The 24,922-nt window shown below is 68.0% G+C and carries 21 protein-coding genes, 1 tRNA gene and 2 pseudogenes; 14 read left to right on the forward strand and 10 right to left on the reverse strand.

Annotated elements, in window-relative coordinates; translation table 11 throughout:
* On the forward strand, window positions 1-451 hold a 451-nt coding region (locus HMPREF0975_RS08675), incomplete at its 5' end, for an alpha/beta fold hydrolase (RefSeq protein WP_009233770.1).
* Window positions 452-465: 14 nt separating this feature from the next.
* Here the strand turns inward: HMPREF0975_RS08675 and HMPREF0975_RS08680 are convergent.
* The 3 genes from HMPREF0975_RS08680 to nth form a co-directional block, all read right to left on the reverse strand.
* Entirely contained in the window at window positions 466-1,854 is a 1,389-nt protein-coding gene (locus tag HMPREF0975_RS08680; protein ID WP_009233771.1) for an ABC transporter permease, read from the reverse strand.
* Between the two features lie 24 nt (window positions 1,855-1,878).
* Window positions 1,879-2,706: an ABC transporter ATP-binding protein gene (locus HMPREF0975_RS08685; protein WP_009233772.1), complete on the reverse strand. Its 828-nt coding sequence runs from the start codon at window positions 2,704-2,706 to the stop codon at window positions 1,879-1,881.
* A gap of 117 nt (window positions 2,707-2,823) precedes the next feature.
* Complete coding sequence (gene nth, locus HMPREF0975_RS08690) at window positions 2,824-3,597, reverse strand: endonuclease III (protein ID WP_009233773.1); 774 nt, start codon at window positions 3,595-3,597, stop codon at window positions 2,824-2,826.
* A 216-nt stretch (window positions 3,598-3,813) separates the two neighbouring features.
* Between nth and HMPREF0975_RS08695 the strand changes: the two genes are divergently transcribed.
* Entirely contained in the window at window positions 3,814-4,491 is a 678-nt protein-coding gene (locus tag HMPREF0975_RS08695) for a Crp/Fnr family transcriptional regulator (protein ID WP_003779318.1), read from the forward strand.
* Between the two features lie 197 nt (window positions 4,492-4,688).
* On the opposite strand, the gene HMPREF0975_RS08700 is transcribed toward HMPREF0975_RS08695, so the two are convergent.
* The gene (locus HMPREF0975_RS08700; RefSeq protein ID WP_009233774.1) at window positions 4,689-4,880 is read right to left on the reverse strand and encodes a DUF4177 domain-containing protein; all 192 of its coding nucleotides are present in this window, start codon (window positions 4,878-4,880) and stop codon (window positions 4,689-4,691) included.
* Between the two features lie 53 nt (window positions 4,881-4,933).
* Window positions 4,934-5,269: a WhiB family transcriptional regulator gene (locus HMPREF0975_RS08705; RefSeq protein WP_009233775.1), complete on the reverse strand. Its 336-nt coding sequence runs from the start codon at window positions 5,267-5,269 to the stop codon at window positions 4,934-4,936.
* A gap of 532 nt (window positions 5,270-5,801) precedes the next feature.
* Here HMPREF0975_RS08705 and HMPREF0975_RS08710 point away from each other — a divergent pair.
* The gene (locus HMPREF0975_RS08710; RefSeq protein WP_009233776.1) at window positions 5,802-7,895 is read left to right on the forward strand and encodes a transglycosylase domain-containing protein; all 2,094 of its coding nucleotides are present in this window, start codon (window positions 5,802-5,804) and stop codon (window positions 7,893-7,895) included.
* A 47-nt stretch (window positions 7,896-7,942) separates the two neighbouring features.
* Window positions 7,943-8,947, forward strand: a complete 1,005-nt coding sequence (locus HMPREF0975_RS08715) for a metallophosphoesterase (RefSeq protein WP_009233777.1) — start codon at window positions 7,943-7,945, stop codon at window positions 8,945-8,947.
* A 99-nt stretch (window positions 8,948-9,046) separates the two neighbouring features.
* Here HMPREF0975_RS08715 and HMPREF0975_RS08720 read toward each other — a convergent pair whose 3' ends face one another.
* Window positions 9,047-9,925 (reverse strand): SDR family oxidoreductase, encoded by an 879-nt coding sequence (locus HMPREF0975_RS08720; RefSeq protein WP_009233778.1) that lies wholly within the window; start codon window positions 9,923-9,925, stop codon window positions 9,047-9,049.
* A 111-nt stretch (window positions 9,926-10,036) separates the two neighbouring features.
* Between HMPREF0975_RS08720 and HMPREF0975_RS16670 the strand changes: the two are divergent.
* The 6 genes and pseudogenes from HMPREF0975_RS16670 to HMPREF0975_RS08745 all read left to right on the forward strand — a co-directional run.
* Window positions 10,037-10,276 (forward strand): annotated as a pseudogene (locus HMPREF0975_RS16670) (SWIM zinc finger family protein); the annotation flags it as partial.
* Window positions 10,277-10,280: 4 nt separating this feature from the next.
* A complete protein-coding gene (locus HMPREF0975_RS08725) occupies window positions 10,281-11,381 on the forward strand; it encodes a hypothetical protein (RefSeq protein ID WP_009233779.1) in 1,101 nt (366 codons plus the stop codon).
* Window positions 11,378-12,904: a DUF5691 domain-containing protein gene (locus tag HMPREF0975_RS08730; RefSeq protein WP_009233780.1), complete on the forward strand. Its 1,527-nt coding sequence runs from the start codon at window positions 11,378-11,380 to the stop codon at window positions 12,902-12,904. Before HMPREF0975_RS08725 ends, HMPREF0975_RS08730 begins: the two co-directional genes overlap by 4 nt.
* Window positions 12,905-12,986: 82 nt before the next feature.
* On the forward strand, window positions 12,987-14,108 hold the full coding sequence (locus HMPREF0975_RS08735) for an ATP-binding protein (protein WP_009233781.1): 1,122 nt from the start codon (window positions 12,987-12,989) through the stop codon (window positions 14,106-14,108).
* Window positions 14,105-16,498: a DUF5682 family protein gene (locus HMPREF0975_RS08740; RefSeq protein WP_009233782.1), complete on the forward strand. Its 2,394-nt coding sequence runs from the start codon at window positions 14,105-14,107 to the stop codon at window positions 16,496-16,498. The genes HMPREF0975_RS08735 and HMPREF0975_RS08740 overlap by 4 nt, the downstream gene beginning before the upstream one ends.
* Window positions 16,495-17,712, forward strand: coding sequence for a VWA domain-containing protein (locus HMPREF0975_RS08745; RefSeq protein ID WP_009233783.1), 1,218 nt, complete (start codon window positions 16,495-16,497; stop codon window positions 17,710-17,712). Before HMPREF0975_RS08740 ends, HMPREF0975_RS08745 begins: the two co-directional genes overlap by 4 nt.
* A gap of 66 nt (window positions 17,713-17,778) precedes the next feature.
* Here the strand turns inward: HMPREF0975_RS08745 and HMPREF0975_RS08750 are convergent, their stop codons facing one another.
* Window positions 17,779-18,327 carry an O-acetyl-ADP-ribose deacetylase gene (locus HMPREF0975_RS08750; protein WP_009233784.1) on the reverse strand — a complete coding sequence of 183 codons (549 nt, stop codon included), beginning with the start codon at window positions 18,325-18,327 and terminating at the stop codon, window positions 17,779-17,781.
* A gap of 225 nt (window positions 18,328-18,552) precedes the next feature.
* Here HMPREF0975_RS08750 and HMPREF0975_RS08755 point away from each other — a divergent pair.
* Window positions 18,553-18,629, forward strand: a tRNA-Pro gene (locus tag HMPREF0975_RS08755).
* Window positions 18,630-18,824: 195 nt separating this feature from the next.
* Here the strand turns inward: HMPREF0975_RS08755 and HMPREF0975_RS14855 are convergent.
* Complete coding sequence (locus HMPREF0975_RS14855; RefSeq protein ID WP_009233785.1) at window positions 18,825-19,475, reverse strand: NAD(P)-dependent oxidoreductase; 651 nt, start codon at window positions 19,473-19,475, stop codon at window positions 18,825-18,827.
* On the reverse strand, window positions 19,472-20,707 hold the full coding sequence (locus tag HMPREF0975_RS08765) for an MFS transporter (RefSeq protein ID WP_009233786.1): 1,236 nt from the start codon (window positions 20,705-20,707) through the stop codon (window positions 19,472-19,474). The genes HMPREF0975_RS14855 and HMPREF0975_RS08765 overlap by 4 nt, the downstream gene beginning before the upstream one ends.
* A 95-nt stretch (window positions 20,708-20,802) precedes the next feature.
* Between HMPREF0975_RS08765 and HMPREF0975_RS08770 the strand changes: the two genes are divergently transcribed.
* Window positions 20,803-21,411: a TetR family transcriptional regulator gene (locus HMPREF0975_RS08770; protein WP_049939706.1), complete on the forward strand. Its 609-nt coding sequence runs from the start codon at window positions 20,803-20,805 to the stop codon at window positions 21,409-21,411.
* 477 nt (window positions 21,412-21,888) lie between these two features.
* A pseudogene (locus tag HMPREF0975_RS14865) lies at window positions 21,889-22,059 on the forward strand (transposase); the annotation flags it as partial.
* 216 nt (window positions 22,060-22,275) lie between these two features.
* Here HMPREF0975_RS14865 and HMPREF0975_RS08780 read toward each other — a convergent pair.
* Entirely contained in the window at window positions 22,276-22,818 is a 543-nt protein-coding gene (locus HMPREF0975_RS08780) for a hypothetical protein (RefSeq protein WP_009233789.1), read from the reverse strand.
* Between the two features lie 433 nt (window positions 22,819-23,251).
* Between HMPREF0975_RS08780 and HMPREF0975_RS08785 the strand changes: the two genes are divergently transcribed.
* A complete protein-coding gene (locus HMPREF0975_RS08785; RefSeq protein WP_009233790.1) occupies window positions 23,252-24,868 on the forward strand; it encodes a diacylglycerol kinase family protein in 1,617 nt (538 codons plus the stop codon).
* Window positions 24,869-24,922: the final 54 nt, after the last annotated feature.

Below are 24,922 nucleotides of genomic sequence, written 5' to 3' on the forward strand. Positions count from 1 at the left end.
GTCGGGGCCGGCACTGCAATACGCGAGTCTGCAGATCCCGGGTCTGGCCGAACGCCGCCTGCGCAGCCGCAGTGCGCTGGAGGGCCTGCTGCGCTCCTGGGCCGGGCCGTACACCCGGGAGGCGGTGGCTGAGGAGGCCGCCTACTACGCCGAACTCCTGTCCCGACCCGGTGCCGCCCACAGCGCCCTGGAACCGCTGCGCAACCTCATACTGTCGCGAGCGGAGACGGCGGCGCTGGGCAAACCGGTGGCGATTCCCGTCCTGTCGGTCCAGGGCGAGCTCGACCCCGTCCAGCCCGCCCAAGCCTACGCGCGCGACACCCACCACGTGACCGGCAACCTGCGCCAGGCGACAATCCGCCGCTCGGGCCACTTCCCGCAGGAGGAGGCTCCGGCCGAGCTCGTCCGGGCCCTCCTAACCTTCCTGGCAGACGTCGCCCCAGCAGTCTGACGCGCGGCGCCGGCTCACACGGGCTGGCGCAGATTCTCCATGAGAGGTCGGCGGTCAAGCTGTGCGGGCAGCCAGGTGGTCGCCACCGCCAGTGCCAACGAGATCCCGCTGACGAGCGCCAGCAGCCCCACCGGGACCGAGGAGACCAGGACCGTCATCCCGCCCCCGGAGTACAGCGCGGCGTAGACGGCACTGAAGGTGGTGGCCACCAGCCCGAAGAGGATGCCGGTGACGGCGTAGATGACACCCTCCAGTGCGGTGGACGCCAGGACCGTGCTGGTCCGCGCCCCGATGACCCCCAGTAGCGCGCCCTCCTGGCGCCGGGCCCGCCCCACCATGGCGATATTGGCGATCCCGCCGACGCCGGCGATGAAGAAGATCGGCACCGCGACAGTGAGGAACCCGTTGACCGAGCCCTGCGCACCGGTGGCCTGCCCTGCGCCGACGGCAGCGTAGACGGTCCCGGTCATGGCCACGGCGATGGCGAAGGGGACGATCGTCGTCATCGACAAAGAGGCGCGGTGGCGGGCATTGGCGCGGGCGGCGAACCAGGCGGGGCTGCGGCCCGGGATGAGCGCGGTCCACCAGGTCAACAGCGGCCGCAGGGTCCAGTTCGGCACGACCAGGGCAGCGATTGCGGCGATGAGCCCCATGGAGCCGCCGACGACCGCGCGCTCCCCCGGGTCGTTGAGGTTGGCACCGGCGGCGACCATCTCCGCCCTCTCCGCCTCGTTGAGAGGCATGGCGCTGTCGAAGGGAACCAGCACCAGGGCCAGGACCAGGACACCGACGATCACCCACTGCCACCACCGGGTCCGGGTCTGCGGAGCCGTGGACTCTCGCAGCGCCTGCATCTCGGGGACCAACGCCGCCCGCCGAGCCGGCCCCATCCCGCCCAGGACGCAGAAGAGCGTCGTCACGGCGATGGTCAACGGTACCCCAAAGCCCGGCATGACAACCGGCAGGTCGTGCGGGAAGCCCTCGAACTCGCGCCAGGTGAGCAGGTAGACGCGGGCCAGTGGAAGGGAGGCCGCCACCCCGAGGGCGCCTCCAAGCAATCCGATCGCCCCGACCTGCGCCAGGATGACGCGGCGGATGCGGCTGCCGGGGATGCCCAGGACCTTCCACAGGGCGTGGGAGCGCTGCTGGGCCGAGACGGTGAGTCCCAGCGTCGTGGACAGGATGACGGCGGTGGCCAGCCCCGCGTAGGACACGAGGCTGGAGCCGATGATGTGGGAGGCGTTGATGAGCTCCGCCGATCCCTGGGACTGCGCCCAGCTCAGGGCGCTGTACCAGGCGGTGATGATGACGCCGATGATGGCGCCGCCGACCGTGGCGACGAGCAGCGACCACAGCCACTGGCGGGCGTGGTGGCTCAGGTCATTCCAGATGAGTGTGACCATGTTCTTCTTCTGCTCCTGTCTCGCTCAGGCGGCGCGCGCGGCCCGGGCCGAGTGGACGAGCTCGGCGATCTGGCGGGCGTCACGGCAGCTGGTCCACTGCACCAGGTGCCCCTGGCTCATGACGGCAACAGCGTCGGCCTTGGCGGCGGCCTCGACGTCGTGCGTCACCATGACCACGGTGGTCCCCTGCTCGGTGAGCCGGCGCAGCCAGTCCAGGACGAGGGCGGCGGAGCTCAGATCGAGGGCGCCCGTGGGCTCGTCGGCAAAGACGATCCGGGGACGGCTGGCCATGACGCGGGCGATCGCCACGCGCTGGCGCTCCCCGCCGGAGAGCTGGTGGGGCTTGAGACCGGCGCGGTGTGCGAGCCCGACGGCGTCGAGGGCCGCCCGGGTCTGGGCGTCGCTCAGGGGGCGTCCGGCCAGGCGCGAGGGCATGGAGACGTTGTCGGCGACGCTTAAGGAGGCGATGAGGTTGTACTCCTGGAAGACGAAGCCGACGTGGCGGGCACGGAACCGGGCGCGCTCGGCCGGCCGCATCCCGGAGGTGATGGTGCCGAGCATGGTCACCTGGCCGTCGGTGGGCTCATCGAGGCCGGCCATGCAGTGCAGCAGCGTCGACTTGCCAGAGCCGGAGGCTCCGACGACGGCGGTGAAGCTGCCCTCGGGCAGGTCGGCGTCGACGTGGTCCAGAGCGGTGACGCGGGCGTCCTGGCGGCCCGGCACGTCGTAGACGCGGGTGAGGCCGCGCAGTCGGATGGCGACGGACGACGAGGCGGCCGTCCCGGGAGGCGGCGTGGATGGGGCGGAGGCAGCGGTCGGGTCGGAGGGCGTGAGCGGCGGGTGAGCAGTCATGCCCCCAGCCTGACGGCGCCGGCCCTCCCATCCCATCCTGCCATCTGGCGGACCGGGGGTGGGGCTAGCCCGACACCGGCCCGGGCCGCCTCCGCGAGCGCCGCTCTCAAACGCCTATCAAACGCCCACCTGCGGGCACAGCCCGGCCTCGAGCAGCGCGCACTCACCGCAGCGGGGCGAGCGGGCGGAGCACACCCGGCGCCCGTGCTCGATGAGCCGATGGCAGCCGTCGGTCCAGCGCCACGGCTCCCACAGGGCCGCGATGTCCCTCTCCACTCGCAGCGGGTCCTTCGACGTCGTCCACCCCAGTCGGCGCGAGAGTCGCCCAACGTGGGTGTCCACGGTGATGGCGGGCTGCCCGAAGGCGTTGCCGAGCACGACGTTGGCGGTCTTGCGCCCCACTCCCGGCAGGGAGACGAGGTCCTCGCGGCTGCGCGGGACCCGGCCGTCGAAACGCTCGTCGAGGGCCTGACCGATGCCCAGCAGGTGCCCGGCCTTGGCCCGCTGGAAGCCCAGGGGCCGCAGGATCGCCTCGAGGTCCTCGCGCCGGGCGACTCCCAGAGCGGCGGCGTCGGGGTAGCGCGCAAAGAGCTCGGGCGTGACAGTGTTGACGCGCGCATCGGTGGTCTGGGCGGACAGGACGGTGGCGATGAGGAGCTGGAAAGGGCCGTCGTGGTCGAGGGCGCAGACGGCGTCGGGGTAGAGGGCGATCAGCTCGTCGTCGACGGCGCCCGCGCGCCCGGCCAGGTCCGGAATCGCCGAGACCTCGGGCACTGCGTCAGCCGATGCCGCTGCGATCTCACTACTCGCCGACCTGCGCACCTCGTCCTCTTTCCGCGCTCTCACCGACAGCCGGCACCGCCCGGAGTCCTTATTCAGGCCTGTGTCCATGAGACCGCTATTGCAATCGATCCCGTCATCCGTCCGCAACCGCACGCTGTTCAAGAGTGTCACAGGACGCACCCGATTTTGCTCACTCCCCTTTGACCTGCAACACACGGAAGCTACAATGCTCGACGGCGTGCCACAGGTCACAAGCCGTGGCAGGATAGACCCGAGGGCTCCCGCATGCGGGATGCCAGCCCCCTAACCACCAGGAGGATCTCCGTGGAAGACAGCATTATTTCCAGGATCCCGCTCTTCGAGGGCCTCAGCCCCGATGAGCAGGAGGAACTGCGCGCCATGATGACGCAGACGACTCTGCGCCGTGGCGAGACCCTCTTCAATGAGGGCGACTCAGGTGACCGCCTCTACATTCTCCTCTCCGGAAAAGTGAAGCTCGGCCATGCCAGTGCCGACGGCCGCGAGAACCTGCTCGCAGTGCTCGGCCCCGGCGAGATCGTCGGCGAGCTGACCCTGTTCGACCCAGGCCCGCGCTCCACCACCGCCACCGCTGTGGCCCCCACCGAGCTCCTGACGCTGGACCACAACCAGCTCATGACTTTCGTGGAGTCCCACCCGCAGCTGGCCAAGGACATGCTGCGCGCCCTGGCCCAGCGCCTGCGCCGCACCAACACGGCGCTGGCCGATCTCGTCTTCTCCGACGTGCCCGGCCGCGTGGCCAAGGCCCTGCTGGACCTGGCCGACCGCTTCGGCTCACCCACCGACGACGGCGTTCACGTCCCCCACGACCTCACCCAGGAGGAGCTCGCCCAGCTGGTGGGCGCCTCGCGCGAGACGGTCAACAAGTCGCTGGCGGAGTTCGTCTCCCGCGGCTGGATCCGCCTGGAGGGCCGGGCCGTCACGTTGCTCGACGTCGACCGACTGCGCCGTCGCGCCCGCTGAGGGTCCGTTTCGGGTCACGAGAGCCCTCCGCGCAGCACGCCGGGCGATCTACCGAGCGCCGACAACCGCATCCACCGAACTGACGACGTTGCGTCCGCGGTCCACCACGACGGACCGCGGACGCAACGTCGAAACCGTTCAAGGGTCTGGGAGGCCGCACCGGACGGGGCCGACCGGCTCGAGGCGGAGCGGCGCCGTCAGGCCCGGGGGCGCTTGAGGTAGGCGATGAGATTCTCCGTGCCGGACGGACCGGGCACGACCTGGACGAGCTCCCAGCCGTCGGCGCCCCACTGGTCGAGGATCTGCTTGGTGGCGTGGGTGATGAGGGGAACGGTGGCGTACTCCCAGGCGGTCGGAGCGCCGGATACGTGGTCGGAAGATGCAGTCATGGGCTCAGCCTAGAGCCCGCCCCGGAGCACCGGAAGCCAGGCCGCAGGAGACTTCAGGAGGCGCAGCGCACCCGGGCCAGGATGCGGGGGGCGCGGCGGGCGTGGATCTCGGCGACGAGCTCGTCGTCCTCGCGCTGGAGCCACAGCCCCCAGTCGTCGACTTCGGGGAAGCGCCGCAGCAGTGCCCGCCTCTCCCGCTCAGTCAGTCCGCCCCAGACACCGAAACTGGACTCGGAGTTGAGTGCCTCGGCCAGACACTCCATACGGACCGGACACGCGAAGCACAGCGACCTGGCATCGCGTTGCTCAGCTCCCTTGCCGAAAAGCTGGTCGGGTTCGACGGTTGCGCAGGCCGCCTGGGCCGCCCAGGTCTGGTCGTCTTGAGTCATACTCACTCCCGATTCATTCAACGGCCGACGCCGTTGTCAGACACGTCACAGCCGTTACCGTATGGCAACCGAGCGCCGCGCACCAAATCCCATTCATGTGTTCCAGGCGGCTTCAGCGTCCCCGACCCCGGCAAGATCGGCCCGCACCACCGCATTCAAGGGGAGTTCTCTGATAGCGAGCCATTTAAGTGGACTTCGAGTCCAACGGGATCTCACCTTTCGCAAGGTTGGGAAATCCGCTTCACACAGCCGGAGGGGATGCCTCATGACCGTGAACGCCGCGGGCGAACCGTGATCCCACCGTGACCCGATCCTGGGCATTTCTTAAGAAATTACTGAGCATTCCGGGCCGTCTTACCATCCGGCCGGGCGACCGCGTCTGAGGTCCGCGCCGACGTCGTCGGGCCTCCCCGCACCACGAGCCGGAAAGGGGCCGACCGGAGACCGATCGCGGCACTCTCCTAGGGTCTTCTCAGGCCGAAGAGGGCCTACGCCACTGCATCCTCCTATCGATTCCACGTAGGCTGGCGCCATGGCGAACTCCTCTGCGCGCGGACGCTCTCTGACACCACCACAGGTCGTCTCGATGCTCGTGGTCTTTCTGGCACTGTCGGGCGTCGGCGGTGTCCTGTCCGCAGGCTTCGCCACCCCCTTCGTGGGCGTCACGGCGGCGCTGACCAAGGCCTCCGCCGAGCTCTTCGAGGAGCTCCCCAGCGACTTCAACGTCCAGCAGCCCAGCCAGATCTCGACCCTCCTGGCGTCCGATGGGACCGAGATCACCAAGTTCTACGCAGAGAACCGCATCGTGGTGCCCCTGAGCCAGATCTCGGTCAACATGCAGAACGCCATCGTCGCCGTGGAGGATCAGCGCTTCTACCAGCACCAGGGGGTCGACCCCACCGGCATGGTGCGCGCCCTGGTCTCCAATAACGCCGGCGGCTCGCGCCAGGGCGCCTCCACACTCACGCAGCAGTACGTGCGCAACACGCTCATCGAGACCGGCCTGAAGAACGATGACCACAAGATCATCCGGGACGCCACCGAGAGCACCGTGGCCCGCAAGCTGCGCGAGATGAAGTACGCCCTCAGCCTGGAGCAGAAGTACTCCAAGCAGCAGATTCTCGAGGGTTACCTCAACATCGCCGCCTTCAGCCCCTCCACCTACGGGGTTGAGGCCTCCGCCCGGCACTACTTCAGCAAGTCGGCCAGTGAGCTGACAGTGGCAGAGGCGGCCCTCATGGCCGGCACCACCAACGCCCCCAGCGCCTACGACCCCGTCACCCAGCCGGAGCTGGCCAAGAACCGCATGGACTGGGTCCTGGCCAAGATGCTGGAGGAGAAGTTCATCACCCAGGAGCAGCACGACGAGGCCGTGGCCACCCCGATCGAGAGCATGCTCCATGTCTCGGATTCCCCGGCCGGCTGCGGCGCCGCGGGTACCGCCGCCTACTTCTGCACCTACGTGGTCAACGAGATCCTCGGGTCGGAGAACTTCGGCCCCGATGTCGCCTCGCGGCGCCAGCTGCTGACGCGCGGAGGCCTGAAGATCACCACCACCCTGGACCTCAAGCGGCAAGGCGCCGCGGACAACGTCATCCAGGCCAATGTCCCCACCGGCGACGAGTCGGGCACCGACACGACCATCGCCTCGATCGAGCCCGGCACGGGCCGGATCCAGGCACTTGCCCAGAACAGCAACTACGGCTACGGCGACGGCGGCCCTGACAGCAGTGAAACCCAGCTCGTCTACGCCGCCGACGCCAAGCACGGCGGTATCGAACTCAGTGACGGCACTGTCGGCTTCCAGCCTGGCTCGACCTTCAAGGCCCTCATCTTGGCCGAGTGGTTCAAGGACGGGAACCCGGCCGGCGCCAGTCTCAGCGCCGTCCCCAGGACCTTCCGGTGGAACATCCCCTGCGCCCCGGAGAACAACGACCCGACCTGGGCCCCGAAGAACGTCGACGCCTCCCTCAACCGCGCCACCAACGTCACCGAGGCAACAAAACTGTCCATCAACGTCGCCTACGCCGAGATGCTCAGCCGCCTCAACGTCTGCGACGTCACCAACTTCGCCGCCTCTATCGGAGTGACGAAGGCCGATGGCACACCGTTGGACCCGCGCCCCTCCATCGTGCTGGGTTCGCAGAACGTGCCTCCGCTGAGCATGGCCAACGCCTATGCGACCTTCGCCTCCGGAGGCAAGTACTGCAAGCCGATCGCCATTGACCAGATCCTGGACGCCAGCGGCACCTCCATGGCGGTGCCCAGCGCTGACTGCACGCAGGCAATGGATCAGGGCGCCGCAGACCAAACCGCGACGACTTTGACCGCCACGTCGCAAAAGGGCGGAACGGCCTATGAGGCCGCCATCAACCGGCCGATCGCCGGAAAGACCGGAACCACGGATTACAACTATGACGCCTGGTTCGTCGGCTTCACCCCGCAGCTGGCCACCGCGGTCTGGATCGGCCACGCCGGCAGCCCCAGGACCCTCAACGGCCAGCAGATCGGCCCGCACAGCGTCGGCATCATGTACGGAAACACGATCGCCGTGCCGATGTGGCGCGACTACATGTCCCAGGCGCTCGAGGGGGATCCGACTCTGCCAATCCCCTCCCACCAGTGAGCACCAGCCACCCGCGAACAACTGAACAGAAGAGGACCCGACTCCCTATGACGCCATCCCCTGCCGGACGCTCGGCTCTGTCCGTCGTTGGGGCCACCGCCGCCCTGGGGGCGGCCACGTTGGCCTACAGCCTCATCGAGGCCCGGTGCCCCGTTCTGCGGCGCATCGACGTGCCGGTCCTCGCCGCCGATGAGGAACCCCTCACGGTGCTGCACCTGTCCGATTTGCACCTGACCGACCACACCGAGGCACGGGTGGCCTGGGTGCAGCGGCTGGCGCAGCTGCGGCCCGACGTCGTCGTCAACACCGGCGACAACCTGTCCCTGGCCTGCGGGCTGGAGCCGTTGCGGCGGGCCCTCGAGCCGCTGACGGGACTGCCCGGCGCCTTCGTCATGGGCGACCACGACTACCGCACCACTGTTTTCCGCCTGCCGACGCGCTACCTGCACCGCGACCCGCGCAAGGCCTCCAGTCGCGTGCGCGATGAGGACATCGAGGCCCTGCCATGGGAGGAGGTCCGCGATCTGCAGGCCGCAGGCGGCTGGGCGAATCTGACCAACCGGCGCGACTCACTCACCGTGGGCGGTCGGCGCATCGAACTGGTGGGCGTCGACGACCCGCACGCCAACCGCGACGTCTTCCCCGCCCCCGGGGCGGGCGGCGATACGGCATCATCCGGGTCGGCGGACTCGGCCCTCTCCCTGCCGGCGATCCGCAACCGAGAGGGTCGCGCACTGCGACTGGGGCTCACGCACGCCCCCTACCGACGGGTCCTGGAGGCGATGTCGGCCGACGACGTCGACCTGGTCCTGGCCGGGCACACGCACGGTGGGCAGTTGTGCGTGCCCGGGGCGGGAGCGCTGGTGACCAACTGCGACCTGGACCGGGGTCGGGCCTCGGGGCTGTCGCAGTGGCCGGGCCGGCTCGGGGATCCGCGGGCCGCCGACCACATGTACCTGCACGTGTCCGCCGGGCTCGGCACGAGCCCCTACACACCCGTGCGCCTGGCCTGCCGGCCCGAGGCCGCGCTGCTGCGGCTGCTGCCGGCCTGACGGATGGTGCGCGTCACCAACTTCGACCACAACTTCATAGATGACGCGGAGCCGTGTCGTCTATGAAGTTGTGGTCGATTTCGGGGTCTCGGCACGCCGTCAGCGGCGCCAGCGGGCGAAGCCTCCCTCAGAGCTGATGACTTGACCGGTGATCCAGCGGGCCTCGTCGGTCAGCAGCCAGGTAATGAGGCGGGCAGGGTCGTCAGCCTCGCCCCAGCGCCCCTGGGGGAACATGACGGCCGTCGCCTCGCGGTCCGCCTCGGTGACGTAGCCGGTGTCGACGGGGCCGGGGTTGACCGTGTTGACGGTGATGCCGGCGTCGATGAGCTCATCGGAGATGGTCAGAGTGACGCCCGCGATAGCGGCTTTGGCGGCCGCGTAGGCGATCTCCCCGGGCAGGGGTCCCAGGCCCTGGCCGGAGGTGAGGAACACGATGGCACCGCGGCGGCGGCCGGCGTCCGGCACAGCGGGCGGGACGAAGCCCTCCTGGGCGGCGAAGGCCTGCGCCAGGAGGATGGAGGCGCGGGCGTCGACCGCCCAGTGGGCATCCAGGACGGCCTCCGTCATCTCGGAGAGCGGGCCGTCAGGACTGCTCATGGCCTGATTGCACACGAGGGCATCGAGATGGCCCACGGCAGCCACGGCCCGCTCGACGACGCGGGCTGGCTCCCCGGAACAGGCCAGGTCGGCGGGGATGTCGATGAGCCGGGCCGGGCCGACCAGATGGGAGCGGATGGAGGCCATGACGGCCTCGATGTCGTCGGCGCCCCAGGGCTGGGAGGCGTCGTGCGGGCGGTAGTGGTGGGCGACGATGCTCGCCCCGTAGTCCGCGGCGCGGCAGGCGATGGCGTGGCCGATGCCGATGCGGCGGCTGACGCCGGTGACCAGCACCGTGCGGCCGGCCAGGGGGAACGGGTCGCGGCCGCCGCAGTGGGCGTCACCGCCGGGGTCGTGCGGGTGCTGGGCGTCAGTGCTCATAACCGGCAGTTTAGAAGGACGCTCGCCACGGGGAGGCCTCCCCATGCGCTCACCGGTATTCCCCTCAAAGAGGGCCCATCGGCGTCACAGCCCTGACCTATCCTCGGCCTCATGAGCACACCGACCATCGCGCCCTGGAGCACCGAGCAGGTCACCGCGCTGGCGCCGGACAAGCAGGTCGCCTCAGCGGGCCTCAAGCTGGCCTCACCGGCCACCTGGTCGGACGCCGGCGTGCACGAGGCGCTGGTGTGGGGCAGTGCCGCGGGGTCGGGCAAGAGGCCCTATCGGGTGTGCGTGGATCTGTCCGGCCCGGCCTTCAAGTGTTCCTGCCCCAGCCGCAAGTTCCCCTGCAAACATGCCATCGGCCTGCTGCACCTGTGGAGCCGGGGGCGAGGTGGCGGGTGGGGAGCCGGCCGCCTTCGCCGCCGAGTGGCTGGAGGGCCGCGTCAAGCGGGCCCGGCAGAAGGCCGCACGGCAGGAGGCCCCGGACCGGCCCGACGATCCGGCCAGGGCGGCCGCCTCGGCCAAGAGCGCCGCCTCGCGTGCCCGCACCCGTGAACGGCGCATTACCGACGGACTGGCGGACCTGGACCGGTGGCTGACCGATCAGCTCCGCGAGGGGCTGGCCAGCGGTTCGGCCCAGCGCTCCAAACAGCTGACCTCCTTCGCCTCCCGCATGGTTGACGCCCAGGCTCCCGGAGTCGCCCGCCGCCTGACCGCCCTGTCGAGGCTGAGCGATTCCTCCCCCGACTGGCCCGAGCGGCTGGTCGACGAGCTCGGGCTGCTCCACCTGCTCATCCGGGCCTGGAACCGCCGCAACCAGCTTCCCGACGATCTCATGGCCACTGTCCGCTCCCACCTGGGGCTCACGATGCGCACCGAGGACGTCCTGGCCTCGCCCGGCGTCGGAGACACCTGGGTGGTCGTCGCCGGTCGGGACTCCGTGGAGGGCAGGCTCACCGAGCGCCGCCTGTGGCTCTACGGTACGACGACGCGGCGCTGGGGGCTCGTTCTCCTCTTCGCCCCCGCCTCCAGCGGCTTCTCCACCGCTCTTGTTCCGGGAACCCGGCTCGACGCCGTCGCACACTTCTACCCGGGGCGCGGCCAGGTGCGCGTGGCCCTGTCCGACGAGCAGCTCCCGCAGCCGGTGACCGGATGGGAGCCCGATGCCGTGGGAACGGCTGCCGCTCGGGAGATCTGGAAGCGGGCAGTCGCCGCGGACCCGTGGGTGGAGGCCACACCGATTCTGGTCTCCGGACGCTTCCGCCTGCTCGACGGCGATCGGCTGGCGATCGGGGATGCGGACGGGGCACTGCCTCTCATCACGCCCGACGACGCCCGATGGGGCCTGCCGCTCCTGGCCGACGGGGATGAGACCGTCGTGGCCGGCGAGCTATCCCCCGAGGGCCTGCGAGCCCTGAGCGTCCTGACCGCCGGAGAGGTGCGTGCCCTGTGAGTGATCTGTCCCCACTGGCCCAGACCGCTGTCATCGGAACGAGCACGCGTCCCTTCTCCCCCGGGACGCTCCCCAGCGCCGTCACGAGCGCCCTCCCGCCTCATCGGAGGGGTACGGAAGGTGCGGGGGATGCAAAGGATACGTCCGAGGGCACCGAAGCGCTCCTGGATGCGGCCGCCGCCTACGGTGCGGTGCACCGCGCCACGATCCCGGCGATCCCCTCCTCCGCCGCAAGGGATACCGGTTGGGCGGCCTCATCGCGTCCCCTGGCACCCGAGGGCCTGCGCCCAATCCTGGAACAGATCCTGCTCAGCAGGCCTCAGGAGCACCTGCTCGCCACGGCGCTGGGCATGGTGGCCGAGTGCGGCTGGCGGCTACCCGCCCCGCTCCTCATGCGCGTTCTCAATGAGACCGCCTACAGGCACGAGGACCGCGATGCGGTCCTGGCCGTCATCGACGAGCGCGCCGCGGCGGTGCTCCGCGACCACCCGGTGTGGGGCAAGCGGGTCGAGCCCCTGGTGTCCCTGCCCGGCGGCGACTCCGGGGACGACTCCGTGTGGAGACTGGGCACCACCGCCCAGCGGCTCGCCTACTTCAGGCGGCTGCGCGCCCAGGACCCAGCTGCAGCGCGGACCCTCATGGTGGCGTCGTGGAAGGAAGAGAAGGCCGAGGCCCGCCGGGGGATCGTCGAGGCGCTGGCCACCAACCTGAGTGAGGCGGACCTGCCCCTCCTCGAGATGGCCCTGACGGATCGTTCCGGGGGCGTGCGCCAGGCGGCGGCGCAGGTGCTCCTCCTCCTGCCCGGATCGGGGCTGGTCCAGCGCGCCGAGGCCCTCGCCGCCTCCCACATGAGCGTCACCAAGCGGTTCCTGCGCACCACCCGGGTGGATTGCCGACCCATCGAGGTGACCGACGAGGTCCTGCGTGACGAGTACGGGGAGCGCGGCACCGGGGACCCCTCCCGAGTCGACGTCGGCCCACCATCCGCCAGGAGAACGGCTGCCGGATACCCGCCCGCTCTACTGGAGGAGGTGGTCGGACGCGTCCCGATCGACCGCTGGCCGGCTCTCATCGGGCTGTCCGCCGGTCAGCTCCTCGAGGCCGAGGTGACCTTCGAGGGCGAACCGCTGGATCTGAGCAGCGCCCTGTTCACCGCGGACCGTCGTGGCAGTGGCGCCCTCATCGAGGCCTGCACGGCCGACGCCTTCAAACGTGGCGATCTTGATCGCTTCACCGACATGCGCCGCTTCTGGCCGCGCCCCTACTCCGCGGAGCACTCCCGCCGCATGGTCTCCTTCCTCCGGTCCGCCCTCGGATCGCACCGACCCGAGGACATCGGCTACTGGACCTCCCAGGAGACCACCAGGCTGCCGGTCTCCTGCCACGCCACGGTCCTGCCCGAGGCACTGGCTCTGATGGAGGAGGTCTCCCGTCCCGACTCGGCACCGGCCTTCGTGACCGACGCCGTCGAGGGGCTGCGTCTGCGACTCCGGCTGGAGGCCCTGCGCACGCACACCGCCTAGCCGCGCCCGCACGCACGCACCACGCTCTGTTTCTTCCCGACCACCCATCGACTACCCGCCCATCAGCCACCGAGGAGCACCCGTGACCAGCACTCAGACCAACAGCCACACCGGTACCGACAACGCACCCCTGCTGCGCCCTCACGCCGAGCAGCGCTACGCCGAGGAGCTCGCCGCCCTGGCGCGTCTCGACGAGCGCACCCGGCCGGCGAGCTGGAGGCTGTCGCCCTGGGCGGTGGTCACCTACCTCATGGGCGGCACACTGGAAGACGGCACCGTCATCACTCCGAAGTACGTCGGCAACCGGCGCCTCATCGAGGTGGCCGTGGCGACCCTGGCCACGGACCGGGCTCTGCTCCTGCTGGGGGTGCCGGGCACGGCGAAGTCCTGGGTGAGCGAGCACCTGGCCGCCGCGATCTGCGGCACCTCCACGCTCCTGGTGCAGGGCACGGCGGGCACCTCCGAGGAGGCGGTGCGCTACGGCTGGAACTACGCCCGGCTCCTGGCCGAGGGGCCCTCGCAGGCGGCGCTCGTCCCCTCCCCCATTATGACGGCCATGGGGACGGGCAGGATCGCCCGGGTCGAGGAGCTCACCCGCATGCCCTCCGACGTCCAGGATGCCCTTATCACGGTGCTCAGCGAGAAGACTCTCCCGGTGCCGGAGCTGGGCACCGAGGTGCAGGCGCACGGGGGCTTCAACCTCATCGCCACCGCAAACGACCGCGACCGCGGTGTCAACGACCTCTCTGCGGCGCTGCGGCGCCGTTTCAACACGGTGGTCCTGCCGCTGCCGGCCTCGGCCGAGGAGGAGGTAAGTATCGTGGCCCGCCGCGTGGAGGACCTCGGTTCGGCGCTCCAGCTACCGCCCGCCGAAGGCGCCCTGGAGGAAATCCGCCGCGTGGTCACCGTCTTCCGCGAGCTGCGCCAGGGCGCGACCGAGGACGGGCGCACGAGCCTGAAATCGCCGTCGGGCACCTTGTCCACCGCGGAGGCGATCTCGGTGGTCACCAACGGCCTGGCCATGAGCGCCCACTTCGGCGACGGCGTCCTGCGGCCCTCGGACGTGGCCGCCGGCATCCTCGGGGCGGTGGTGAGCGACCCGGTGGCCGATCAGGTGGTGTGGTCGGAGTATCTGGAGGCCGTGGTCCGCGAGCGCCGCGACTGGTCGGACTTCTACCGCGCCTGCCGTGAGGTGGGGCAGTGACCGTCAGCGTAGGAGCCGTCGAGGGTACCGCTGAAGCCGCTGCCGAGAACGACGTCGTCGACGACGCCGAGGACGCGCGCCCGCCCGTGAGGGTTCTGGGGATCCGTCACCATGGCCCGGGCTCGGCACGGGCCCTGGCCGCGGCGCTGGAGGCCTACCGGCCCGACTGCGTCCTCATCGAGGGGCCGGCCGACGCCGATGGCCTCATCGAGTGGGCGGGCCGGGGCCTGGAGCCGCCGGTGGCCCTGCTCGCCTGGGACAACACCGATCCCTCGGAGGCCTCCTTCTGGCCGATGGCCGTCTTCTCCCCCGAATGGCAGGCGCTGTCCTGGGCGGTGGCGCACGGGGCCAAGGCCCATTTCATGGATCTGCCCGCGGCTGCCGTCCTGGCCGAACGGAAGGCCGAGCGCGAGCGGGCACGGGCCGGCATCAAGGCGGGGACCGAGGAGGACGTCGACGATGCGGACGACCCGGGTGACTCCAGCGACTCCGGCGACTCTGACGGTTCGGGGGAGACGGGCGGTTCGGGGGACGGTGGCGCCGCGGCTCAGGACGCCGCCCGCCCGGAGCGCACCGACCCAATCGCGGAACTGGCACGCCTGGCCGGCTACGAGGACCCGGAGGCCTGGTGGGAGGACGTCGTCGAGCTGCGCATGGAGGGCGACCCCTTCGACGCGCTGGCCGAGGCGATCGGTCTCCTGCGGGAAGCGTCCCCGGAGACCGACGAGTCCACGCTGCGCCGCGAAGCGCATATGCGCAAGGTCCTGCGGGCGGCCAGAAGGGCGGGCCACGAGCGAATCGCCGTCGTGTGCGGGGCTTGGCACGCCCCGGCGCTGGTCGGCAAGCCGCCGAAGGTCTCGCAGGACAACGCCCGGCTTAAGGGCATGGCGAAGGCGAGGACGTCCCTGACCTGGGTGCCGTGGACGCACCGGCGCCTGGCCGGGGGTAGCGGTTATCGAGCCGGGGTGGAGTCGCCGGGCTGGTACCACCTGCTCTTCACCGCCCCGGATCGACCGGTCGTGCGCTGGCTGACGCAGGTGGCCGCTTCCCTGCGTCGCCAGGATCTGCCGGTCTCCTCGGCCCACATCATCGAGGCGGCGCGGCTGGCGCAGAGCCTCGCCGCCCTGCGCGGGCGTCCCATGGCCGGCCTCGATGAGCTTGGCGAGGCGGTCCTGTCGGTCATGTGCGAGGGCAGTGCGGTGCGGGCCGCCGCCGCGACCCGTGAGGTGCTCATCGGCGAGGCCCTCGGCAGCGTGCCCGACGGCGTCCCCATGGTTCCCCTGGACGCCGATCTGCGCTCGGCCGCCAAGAGTCTGCGCATGGCCTTCGCGGCGGCTCCCAAGACGCTCACGCTGGACCTGCGCAAGCCCCGGGACCTGGCCAAGTCCCAGCTGCTGCTGCGCCTGGAGATCCTCGGGATCACCTGGGGGAAGCGGCAGCGGGTCTCATCGAGCGGCACCTTCAAGGAGGTCTGGGAGCTCGAGTGGGACCCGGAGATGTCCGTGCAGGTGGTGGAGGCGGCGGCCTTCGGCACTACCGTGGCCTCCGCTGCCGGCAACGCCCTGCTGGCCGCCACCGACTCGCTGCCGCAGGTGACAGGGTCGGTGGAGAAGGCGCTGGTGGCAGGCCTGTCCGGGGTCGTGCCCGAGCTGCTGCGGATCCTCGATGAGCAGGCCGCGCGCGAGATGGATATCGTCCGGTTGCTGGGCTCGGTGCCGGCCCTGGCCCGCTCCCAGCGATACGGGGACGTGCGCGGCACGGAGGCCTCCAGCCTGGGGGCGGTGACCCGCGCCGTCCTGGTGCGAGGGTGCGCGGGGATGTCGGCGGCGGCCGCGAACGTGGACGCCCGGATGGCCCGCACGCTGCGCTCCACGATCGACGAGGTCCAGAGCGTCATCGGTCTTCTGGACGAACGGGCCGCGGCGCTGTGGAACGGCGCGCTGCGCTCCGCGCTGGCCACCCGCAGCCTGCCCGGTCTGCTGGCCGGACGCATCACCCGGATGCTCCTGGATGCCGGGGAGCTGACCCGCGACGCCGCCGCTCTGAGGCTGTCCCGGGCGCTGTCGCAGGGCACGCAGCCTGAGGAGCAGGCCGAGTGGATCGAGGGGTTCCTCGCTGGGGACATCCTCCTGCTCAGCTATGACAATGTCCTGCTCGAGGTGCTCGACGAGTGGCTTCGGCGCATCGGGGATCGGTCCTTCGTCGACGTCCTGCCCGCGCTGCGACGGGCCTTCGGCCAGTGGCCGAACCCCCAGAAGGTGGACCTGGCCCGGCAGATCCGCGACCTCGGCTCCCCCGCCCCGCACGGGAACGGCCCGACCGAGGAGCGATTCGACGACGTCGAGACGGTTCTGGACACGGTGAGCATGATCCTTGGAGGTACCCGATGAGCGCGCGCGACCACTCCGACCAGGCGGGTCGGACAGTTCAGACGGACCGGCCCGACGACGTCGAGCCCACCAGCATCGAGCAGCGCTGGCGCCTGGCCCTGGGCGTGGACCCGAGCGGGTACCCCACCTCGTTGTCCGACGGGCACAGGGCGATGGACACGGCCTTAGCGGACCTGTACGACGTCGGCCCACAGGACAAGGGGCGCGGGGGCCTGGACGGTTCCGCCCCCAAGGTGGCGCGCTGGCTGGGGGACATCCGCAGGTACTTCCCCTCCCGGGTGGTACGGGTCATGCAGACCGACGCCATCAACCGCTTGGGGATCAAGACGCTCCTGCTGGAGCCGGAGGTGCTCCAGGGCGTGGAGCCCGACGTGCACCTGGCGGCGACGCTGGCCACCCTGTCGGAGATGATTCCGCAGGAGGCCAAGGCCACGGCGCGCACGGTCGTCGACAAGGTCGTCAAGGAGGTGGAAGAGCGGATCGCCGACCGACTCCAGCAGTCGGTGCGCGGCGCGCTGGACCGCTCCACGAGGACGTCTCGGCCCCTGCCGGCCGATATCGACTGGAACCGCACCATCGCCGCGAACCTCAAGAACTACGTGCCCGAGCTGGGCACGGTCGTCCCGGAGAGGCTCATCGGGCACGGCCGGCGCCATCGGGGCATCCAGAAGGAGTTCACCATCTGCATGGACCAGTCCGGGTCCATGTCCTCCTCGGTCGTCTACGCCTCCATCATGGCGGCGGTCATGGCCTCGATCCGTTCGCTTCGCACCACGCTCGTCGCCTACGACACCACCGTGACGGATCTGACGCCGCTGCTGTCAGACCCGGTCGACGTCATCTTCGGGACCCAGCTCGGCGGCGGCACGGACACCTCACCGGCCATCGAGTACTGCCGGCAGACGATCACGCAGCCCGCGGACTCGGTGTTCATCCTCATCAGCGACCTGTACGACTCCGACCCGAAGCGGATGCTGGCGCAGGTGGGGGAGCTGCTGGGAAGCGGGGTGCAGGTCGTCGTGCTGCTGGCCCTGAGTGACGACGGCGTCCCCGCCTACAACCATGATGTCGCCAAGCAGCTGGCAGGGATGGGGGTGCCGGCCTTCGGATGCACGCCGGACGCCTTCCCCGGCCTGCTGGCGGCCGCGATCCACGGCGAGGACCTGGGCAGGTGGGCCGACGAGCAGGCGGCCGCGGAGGCGAAGGGCGCCTGAGCAGGCCGGAGATCGTCCGGGCCGAAGGCGCTGATGCGGAGCACGGGCAGGCCGCTTCAGCCCAGGTCAGTGCTCGGCGCGCTCGAGGGCGTGGGCGAAGGCCTCGTGGTTGGCCTGCGAGGACAGGGCGAAGCGGATGAGCTCGAGGCGGCCGACGGCGTCGGGCTCAGTGCGGGAGCGCTGCTCGACGGCGCAGGCGCGGGCCACGGCGATCTCGGCGACCTGTGCGATGGGCCAGCCGTAGACGCCGGCGGAGACGGCCGGAAGGGCGATGGAGGAGCAGCCGAGGTCGATGGCGAGTGCCAGGGAGCTGTCGAAGCAGGCGCCCAGCAGGGCCGGGTCGTCCTCGCCCGCGTGACGGTTGGGGCCGACGGTGTGGATGACCCAGGTGGCGGGCAGGTCAAAGCCGGGCGTGGCGACGGCGCGGCCGACCGGCAGGCCGTCGGGCAGCTCGGTGTCGCGCAGCTTCCGGCAAGCCTCGAGCAGGCGGGGGCCAGCGGCGCGGTGGATGGCGCCGTCGACTCCTCCACCTCCCAGGAGGGTGCTGTTGGCAGCGTTGACGATGGCATCGACCTCCTCGGTGGTGATGTCTGCGACGACGGCCTCGATGCGCATGGGGTTCCTTCTGTTCCGTGGCGGATACTCGGGCCGGTCGCCGGGTCGCGGGCTCGCGCAGGCGCCCCGGGGCGCCGGTGACCGGGCCTGTCATCGGCAGCCTGTCATGGGGACGGGCGGAAGCCAACCGCGGTCTGTAGGCCAGAGCGCCTACGTGACGGACGACTCAGCGGCTCCGATTTCCTCCCCGCGGTGGGTGGAGGCTATGCTGTCGCCTGCTGCACACGGGGTGTGGCGCAGTTTGGTAGCGCGCTTCGTTCGGGACGAAGAGGTCGTGGGTTCAAATCCCGCCACCCCGACCAAGGAGTCATCGCTCAAACTCACGTCATGGACGTCCCATGACGTGAGAATTTGCTTGTTCTTGCCGGATTTCGTGGCAGTCAGGGCATCATCCAGCAGACCACGCAAGCCTGGTGCTTCTGGCACCGAGACGACGATGTTGCACTGCCGACTCGATGTGACGTCATCGTCTCGCGGGGACTGCGGGGGTGTCGCTTCTACCCTCCGATCAGCCACACTCCGAACCACTCTTCACGCACCGCATCAACCAACGCAACGGCGAAGTCTTCATAACTAATGCCATCAGTTAAGAAGGCCTGCTCGCGATTCCCTGGAGGTATTCTGCTGTATCGTCCTTGGTATGGGCCGTCTGGTACATACCGAGGTGGAGGGATAAGATACGCCCATTGGCACTGCTGTTCATGCTGTTCCAGATAATCACGCAAATGTGCGTGGCCGATTCCCCGTGGTAAGGTGACGGCCGGGAATCCTGGCGTCTCCCAGAATCGTCGTCCATCGTCCATATGCAGAGCTCCTGCACCACCAACATGGACGACATAGAGCTCTCGGCTTGTATCGCGTGCGGCGACAATAGACTGATGTAGCTCAACCAGCGCTGATGCAGCAATATCATCTCGCAGGCGAATCGCATTGATCACGATGTCAATACCTTCTAGCGCGGTCGACAAACTCGTTTGGTCGTCGATGTTGACAATCCGCGAGGCATCAGCGCCATCCGGCAATGATCGTCGCCCTTCAGCATAACTCGCCTGCCGCAGTCCGGCATAAACTGGAGCATTATCTGGCCGATACTTAAGGATAAGACGGCCAGTCCGCCCCGTAGCCCCAAGAACAAGAATGGTTTTCATGATGACGAGTCCTTTCGCTGGATAGCTCCAAGCGTGAGGAGCGAAATTGCTGCTAGTCCCAGCAGGGCAACTAATGTGAGTGTCAGAGTGCCAAACCCACCGATCGCCTTACCAACCAGAGCGCCGATGCTTGCACCGACGAACAGAACGAAACCATTGATCGCCATACCGCTTCCCCGGTGCGGCGCTGCAGTCTCGCCGTACAGCATGATCATTGAGGGAATAGACAGCGCAACACCCGAGACGTAGACAATACTGGACGCGACGACACCAGAAATCGTCTGAGCCGTGAACGTCCCTCCCAACATACCTACTGCAGCTAAGCCAAAACCCACCTGAGCGACACGAATTGCGCCGATACGCTCAGCCAAAGCACCTACCCCTAAACTAATGAACATCGCCGGAAGCGCAGCCAGGCGAATGAGAATGATGTTTGACGCGGCAACATAAAGATCTTCGAGATGGTGACCAATGCCAGTATATAACGCCACAAACGATAACAGCAGCGTGATATGGGCTATGCCAAGCAATACGATCGCCGGCCGAAACAGAAGCACGACGAGGTTACCAAACTGCTGCAGCAACGTCATCGATGGCGTGTGATTGGGAACTTCTACAACAGAAAAGAGAATGATCGTAAAGATCATCGCCAGGACGACGCCGCATGCAAAGAAAAACCATGACCAACTTGCGCGTAGAGCTATTGTCGATGCCAGTACCTGCCCGAAAATTCCTGCCACCAAGAATGCTGCCGACATCGCGCCAATTGCTCTCGCCCTCCACCGAGGTACAACAGCCTCTGTTAAATACGCCAACGCCACCGGCGCAAACCCAGACGCAGCCGCCCCCTGGAGCGCACGCAGCCCGGCCAGTATCGGAAGCGACGAAGCTCCCGAGCATAGGAGTGTCACCACCGCCAGTACTCCAATCGACGCCGTCATCACCTTCTTGCGTCCATAGCGGTCCGAGATAGGCCCCCATATCAGGAACCCAACAGCATAAGTCACACTAAAGCACGTCGATAATGCAAAGGTTGCATCAGCCTCCATCGAGATCCCAACTGGGCCAAGCAACGGAATAGCCGCATACAACTGAGTCAAGACAAATAGTGCGGCGATAACCAGGACGGAGATAGCAACCCCATTACCCGGATAGATTACTGTAGGATAACCACCGCCTTCCTGTTGGTCTACCGCAATACGGTCTCCATAATGAGGTGGCCGCTCGACCATATCGAAGCTCCTTCCCAACGCCATCGTTGGAGTTAGTGTAGTATAATGAACGAAAAGATGCAACCACAACGTTGGAGATGGAAGTGAGGCCTCCCTTGGCTTGGGACACAGAAGGCACTAAACGTAAGATCAAGGAAGCTGCGACGGCTGAGTTTGCGCAGTACGGCCCTGACGGCACCACAGTCGAGCACATCGCGAAAAAGGCTGGCGTCAACAAAGAACGTGTATACAACTATTTCGGTGGCAAACGTAAATTATTCGCGACCATACTTCGCGACGAATTGGCGACGGTCGCTCAAGCGGTTCCAGCTACCTCATTCGCGACGGAGGATATCGGTGACTACGCAGGGCGTGTCTATGACTACCATTGCGAGCGACCTGAACTCATCCGTCTTCTCCGCTGGGAGGCGTTGGTGTTTGACAATGAAGTACCAGACGAAGACCTGCGCAGGACGTTCTACCACGATAAAACTGCCGCTGTCCTTGAAGGCCAGAAGGCGGGAGTAGTCACCAAAGACATTGATGCCGCACAACTGATGATGTTCATACTCTCGATCGCAGGCTGGTGGTCGACCGTTCCTCAAGTCGCGCGTATGCTTTGTGGGCCGCTCTCCGAAGAAGAGCATGCCAGGCGGCGAGCAGCCATCGTTCAAGCTGCTCGCCGCCTGGCTACGCCGGGAGCGAGTGAGCAGGACATTCGATAATGTAGTCTCCTTCGAAACGATCGATGCCGATCGCAGTTAAATCTGCACGTTTACTGCTAGGAAGTGGTCTGCAGAACGCCCCTTCTTGGACACCAAAGCAACGCACACGTATCACCACAACGTCTCCTTCAGCAATCTGCTCTTAGACACGACCACCCATGTCAGCAAACGCAGTTCGGAACGCACGCACCCACTTAAGCGGAGCCATCACAACGACCACGCTCCATATTTTCAATCCTGAGTACCTTCATAGCGGGGCTCTTGCTCTGGCCTACCTGGCTGGAGTCTCCACCTGGCGCACGGACAAGCTGTTGGGCGCTCTCTGCCCGGAGTCACAGTTCGCGCATGGCGGCCGCGCTCGACGAGCACATCCGGCTCCTGGGTGAGGCTGGCCTCTTCACCTTCGTGGCGGCCGGAACTCACCGAGGCGCGTCACCTCCGTCACCCACGCCGGCCTGGTCGAGGGAGCCGACCGCCACCTTCCCCGTCGAGGTATGGAGACAGGCCTGGTCCGACACCCCCGCCGAATGCTTCAACAAAGAAATCCGCCGCCGCACCGACTCAGTAGGCATCTTCCCCAACAGAGAGGCCATCATCCGCCTAGTCGACGCTCAATCCCGACTGGCCGAGGAGATGGGCCAGGCCGCCGCTCTGCGGTTCGATAATCGCCAGCAGGCCTGATGCCGTTCAAGCCGTTGCAGGAGAAATCTCTTCCGAATCTCAGGCCGGAGCGCCTCGCTCGCCTCCACTGGGTCATCGATTCGCGTATCTCACGACGTGTGCCCCGCCCGCCCATAGGAGCGGACGGGGCACACGTCTGAAGTCATCCGCGATGAGATGGAACTGCCACCGATAGTCGGCTGATCACTTCTTCTTGGCGAGGATAGGAAGAGGATCGTCGTGATAGTCCTGCCCCGTCAACGTCAAGGTCTGGGAATCCCGATCCCAGTTCACCGGAACATCGAAAGCCCCATTCTCAATATCCCAGTGGATGGAAGAGATCATTTTCTCTTGATCGACCGTCTCCGGGATCGAGCTGGCAGTACCTTCGCCGTGGTAGACGCGCATCAACTCAGCACTGTCCACGGCATCGTTCTCCGAAACGGAAAGATTCCCCCCTGACAGGCTCCACTTTCCAGCCGAGCTGCTGGGCTGCTTGTCATCGCCGGAGACATCGGCCTTCCACGTGCCTTTCTCGTCGACGACCAAGGTCATCTTGAAGTTACTCCATTCGTTACCCGAGACAGTGATCTCCCAGGTCCCGGCGGCGAACTTCTTGAACGCTAAAGTGGATCCGGAGCATCCGGTTAGAGGAGCGATAGCCGCACCAACAGCCGCGATCGACAGGTACTTGATCGTTTCACGACGGCCAAGGGCATGGGTGAGGAACCGAATCTGCTGTCGCATGACATACGTCCTTCGAGGTAGATCGGGGAACGAGCGCCGAGAGGCGCCCGCAACCAACCAGCACAATGTACCCATTCCCCCGCCGCCCCGCAGGGGATTGACGCCCGAGCTATCCATTCATCCGTACACGTACCCCACCGCATTCATCAGACATCACACACGAGTGATCGAGAAAGTCGCACTCCGTTCACATCGCATCATCTCAACTCACCGAACTCGAGCATCCGTCGTGCATCCGAAACACCCCTCCCAGCCCACTCGCCTCTCCCCCGTCCATCGTGACCTCGGCAGCAGGCTTCGGGCACGTCAGCTCCGTTCCGTCCGCCCCGCCTCGTGCACCCCGCCCGGCTCGTTTCCTCAGCCCGGACATATGCCGTCCACAGCCTCACCGGCTAGGCTGCCTTCAGGACAATCACCCAGCAGAAAGGACGAGATGAGCGCGAGCAGGCCCGCACGCGGCATCGCCCCCTCTTCTCGCCCCCCACTGCGCCTGAAGTATGTCGAGGCCATCCTCTGCGTCGGATTCGCCCTGGCCTTCATCGTCTGGACCTACCTGAGCGCCCCGGGGCCGCTCGTCCCCTGCGCCGAACAGCACCCTCCCGCCATCGACGCCCTCCTGCCGATCCCCGACACCCAGCCCCGGTCAGTCGCCGGACAGTTCGCAGAGGCCTTCGCCACCTTCACCCACCCCATCATCATCCTCGGGCTCATCGCGGCCTGGGTCGTCTACGCCTACACGGCCCGCATGCGCCGTCTGAGCGTCTCACTGGCCATCGCCGCCGCCGGCATTCCCACCCAGTTCCTCATTGCCCTGCACCTGGCTCACCCCGCCCCGGGCTCCGCCTTCTCCGACTCCATCGCCGCCTTCACCTACTCCTACCCCAACGCGCACATCACCGCCATAACGCTGGCCTCATGGGTCCTGGTGACCCTCGCGCGCGCCCACCACCGCAGCGCCATGGTCGCCGCCGGCACCGTTCTGGGCTACGCCGCCGTCGCCGCGAGCGCCGTCGGCCAGTGGTACATGGGGCAGGCCACGCTCAGTGACCTCATCGGCGGATTCCTTCTGGGCGCCGCCTTCGCGAACCTGGCCCTGTGGGTCGGCGGCATCGACGCGATCCTCACCAGCTGGGTCAACCGCCGCCTATCGCGCTCCAGCAGCGAGAAGCGGGCTGCCGTCATCTACAACCCCACCAAGTTCGACGACCTCTCGCTCCTGCGCCGCAGGGTCGCCGCGGAGGTGCGCGCCGCAGGCTGGCGCCCCACCGTCTGGTTGGAGACCACACCTGACGACCCCGGCCGCTCCATGGCCCGCCGAGCCCTAGAGGCCGGCGTCGACCTGGTCATGGTGGCCGGCGGCGACGGCACCGTGCGTGCCGTCTCCTCCCAGCTCGCCGGCACCGACATGCCCATGGCCCTCATCCCCGCCGGCACCGGCAACCTGCTGGCCCGCAACCTCTCCGTCCCCCTGGACACCGACGCCGCCATCCGTCTGGCCCTGCACGGAAGCCGGAAGGCCATCGACATGGTCACCTGCACCTTCGACGACGGCCAGGAGCGCTTCGTCGTCATGGCCGGCATGGGCCTGGACGCCCAGATCATGGAGTCCACTGACTCGGGCCTGAAGAAGGTCATCCGCTCGGGCGCCTACGCGGTGGCCGCTGTCCAGAACGCGGTCCCCGATCCCTTCACTGCCACCATCACGCTCGACGACGCACCTCCCGTACGCCGCCAGATGGTCATGGCGCTCATGGGCAATGTCGGCACCATCACCGCCGGCATGACGCTCTTCCCTCGGGCCACCCCTACCGACGGCATGGTCGACCTGCTCCTGGCCAACCCCGGCAAGGTCGTGGACTGGGCGCGCCTGGGCGCGCAGATCCTCACCGGCCAGGAGATGGAGGGCTTCACGCTCACCCGCGCCAGGACGGTCCTCATCGAGGCCGACCGTCCCGTCCCCTTCGAGCTCGACGGAGACACGGCCGGCTCCACCCGCACCCTGCGGGCCGAGGTCGATCAGGCCGCCCTGCACGTCATCGTCCCCCGGTGAGCCGCCCCGGGCCCGCTCCGGCCTGCGGCCCGCACGCCCGCTTCCATACCCGCC

Origin of the sequence: Actinomyces sp. oral taxon 849 str. F0330 (genome assembly GCF_000239715.1) — a bacterium.
Lineage (GTDB): Bacteria > Actinomycetota > Actinomycetes > Actinomycetales > Actinomycetaceae > Actinomyces > Actinomyces johnsonii.

Excerpts from the sequence above, each read along its gene's own strand:
- HMPREF0975_RS08745 (WP_009233783.1), top strand. The coding sequence starts at position 16,495 with ATGAGCGCGCGCGACCACTCCGACCAGGCGGGTCGGACAGTTCAGACG.
- HMPREF0975_RS08750 (WP_009233784.1), bottom strand. The coding sequence starts at position 18,327 with ATGCGCATCGAGGCCGTCGTCGCAGACATCACCACCGAGGAGGTCGAT.
- HMPREF0975_RS08680 (WP_009233771.1), bottom strand. The coding sequence starts at position 1,854 with ATGGTCACACTCATCTGGAATGACCTGAGCCACCACGCCCGCCAGTGG.
- HMPREF0975_RS08720 (WP_009233778.1), bottom strand. The coding sequence starts at position 9,925 with ATGAGCACTGACGCCCAGCACCCGCACGACCCCGGCGGTGACGCCCAC.
- HMPREF0975_RS08715 (WP_009233777.1), top strand. The coding sequence starts at position 7,943 with ATGACGCCATCCCCTGCCGGACGCTCGGCTCTGTCCGTCGTTGGGGCC.
- HMPREF0975_RS08700 (WP_009233774.1), bottom strand. The coding sequence starts at position 4,880 with ATGACTGCATCTTCCGACCACGTATCCGGCGCTCCGACCGCCTGGGAG.
- HMPREF0975_RS14855 (WP_009233785.1), bottom strand. The coding sequence starts at position 19,475 with ATGAAAACCATTCTTGTTCTTGGGGCTACGGGGCGGACTGGCCGTCTT.
- HMPREF0975_RS08705 (WP_009233775.1), bottom strand. The coding sequence starts at position 5,269 with ATGACTCAAGACGACCAGACCTGGGCGGCCCAGGCGGCCTGCGCAACC.
- HMPREF0975_RS08725 (WP_009233779.1), top strand. The coding sequence starts at position 10,281 with ATGCCATCGGCCTGCTGCACCTGTGGAGCCGGGGGCGAGGTGGCGGGT.
- HMPREF0975_RS08710 (WP_009233776.1), top strand. The coding sequence starts at position 5,802 with ATGGCGAACTCCTCTGCGCGCGGACGCTCTCTGACACCACCACAGGTC.
- HMPREF0975_RS08685 (WP_009233772.1), bottom strand. The coding sequence starts at position 2,706 with ATGACTGCTCACCCGCCGCTCACGCCCTCCGACCCGACCGCTGCCTCC.
- HMPREF0975_RS08765 (WP_009233786.1), bottom strand. The coding sequence starts at position 20,707 with ATGGTCGAGCGGCCACCTCATTATGGAGACCGTATTGCGGTAGACCAA.
- HMPREF0975_RS08780 (WP_009233789.1), bottom strand. The coding sequence starts at position 22,818 with ATGCGACAGCAGATTCGGTTCCTCACCCATGCCCTTGGCCGTCGTGAA.
- HMPREF0975_RS08785 (WP_009233790.1), top strand. The coding sequence starts at position 23,252 with ATGAGCGCGAGCAGGCCCGCACGCGGCATCGCCCCCTCTTCTCGCCCC.
- nth (WP_009233773.1), bottom strand. The coding sequence starts at position 3,597 with ATGGACACAGGCCTGAATAAGGACTCCGGGCGGTGCCGGCTGTCGGTG.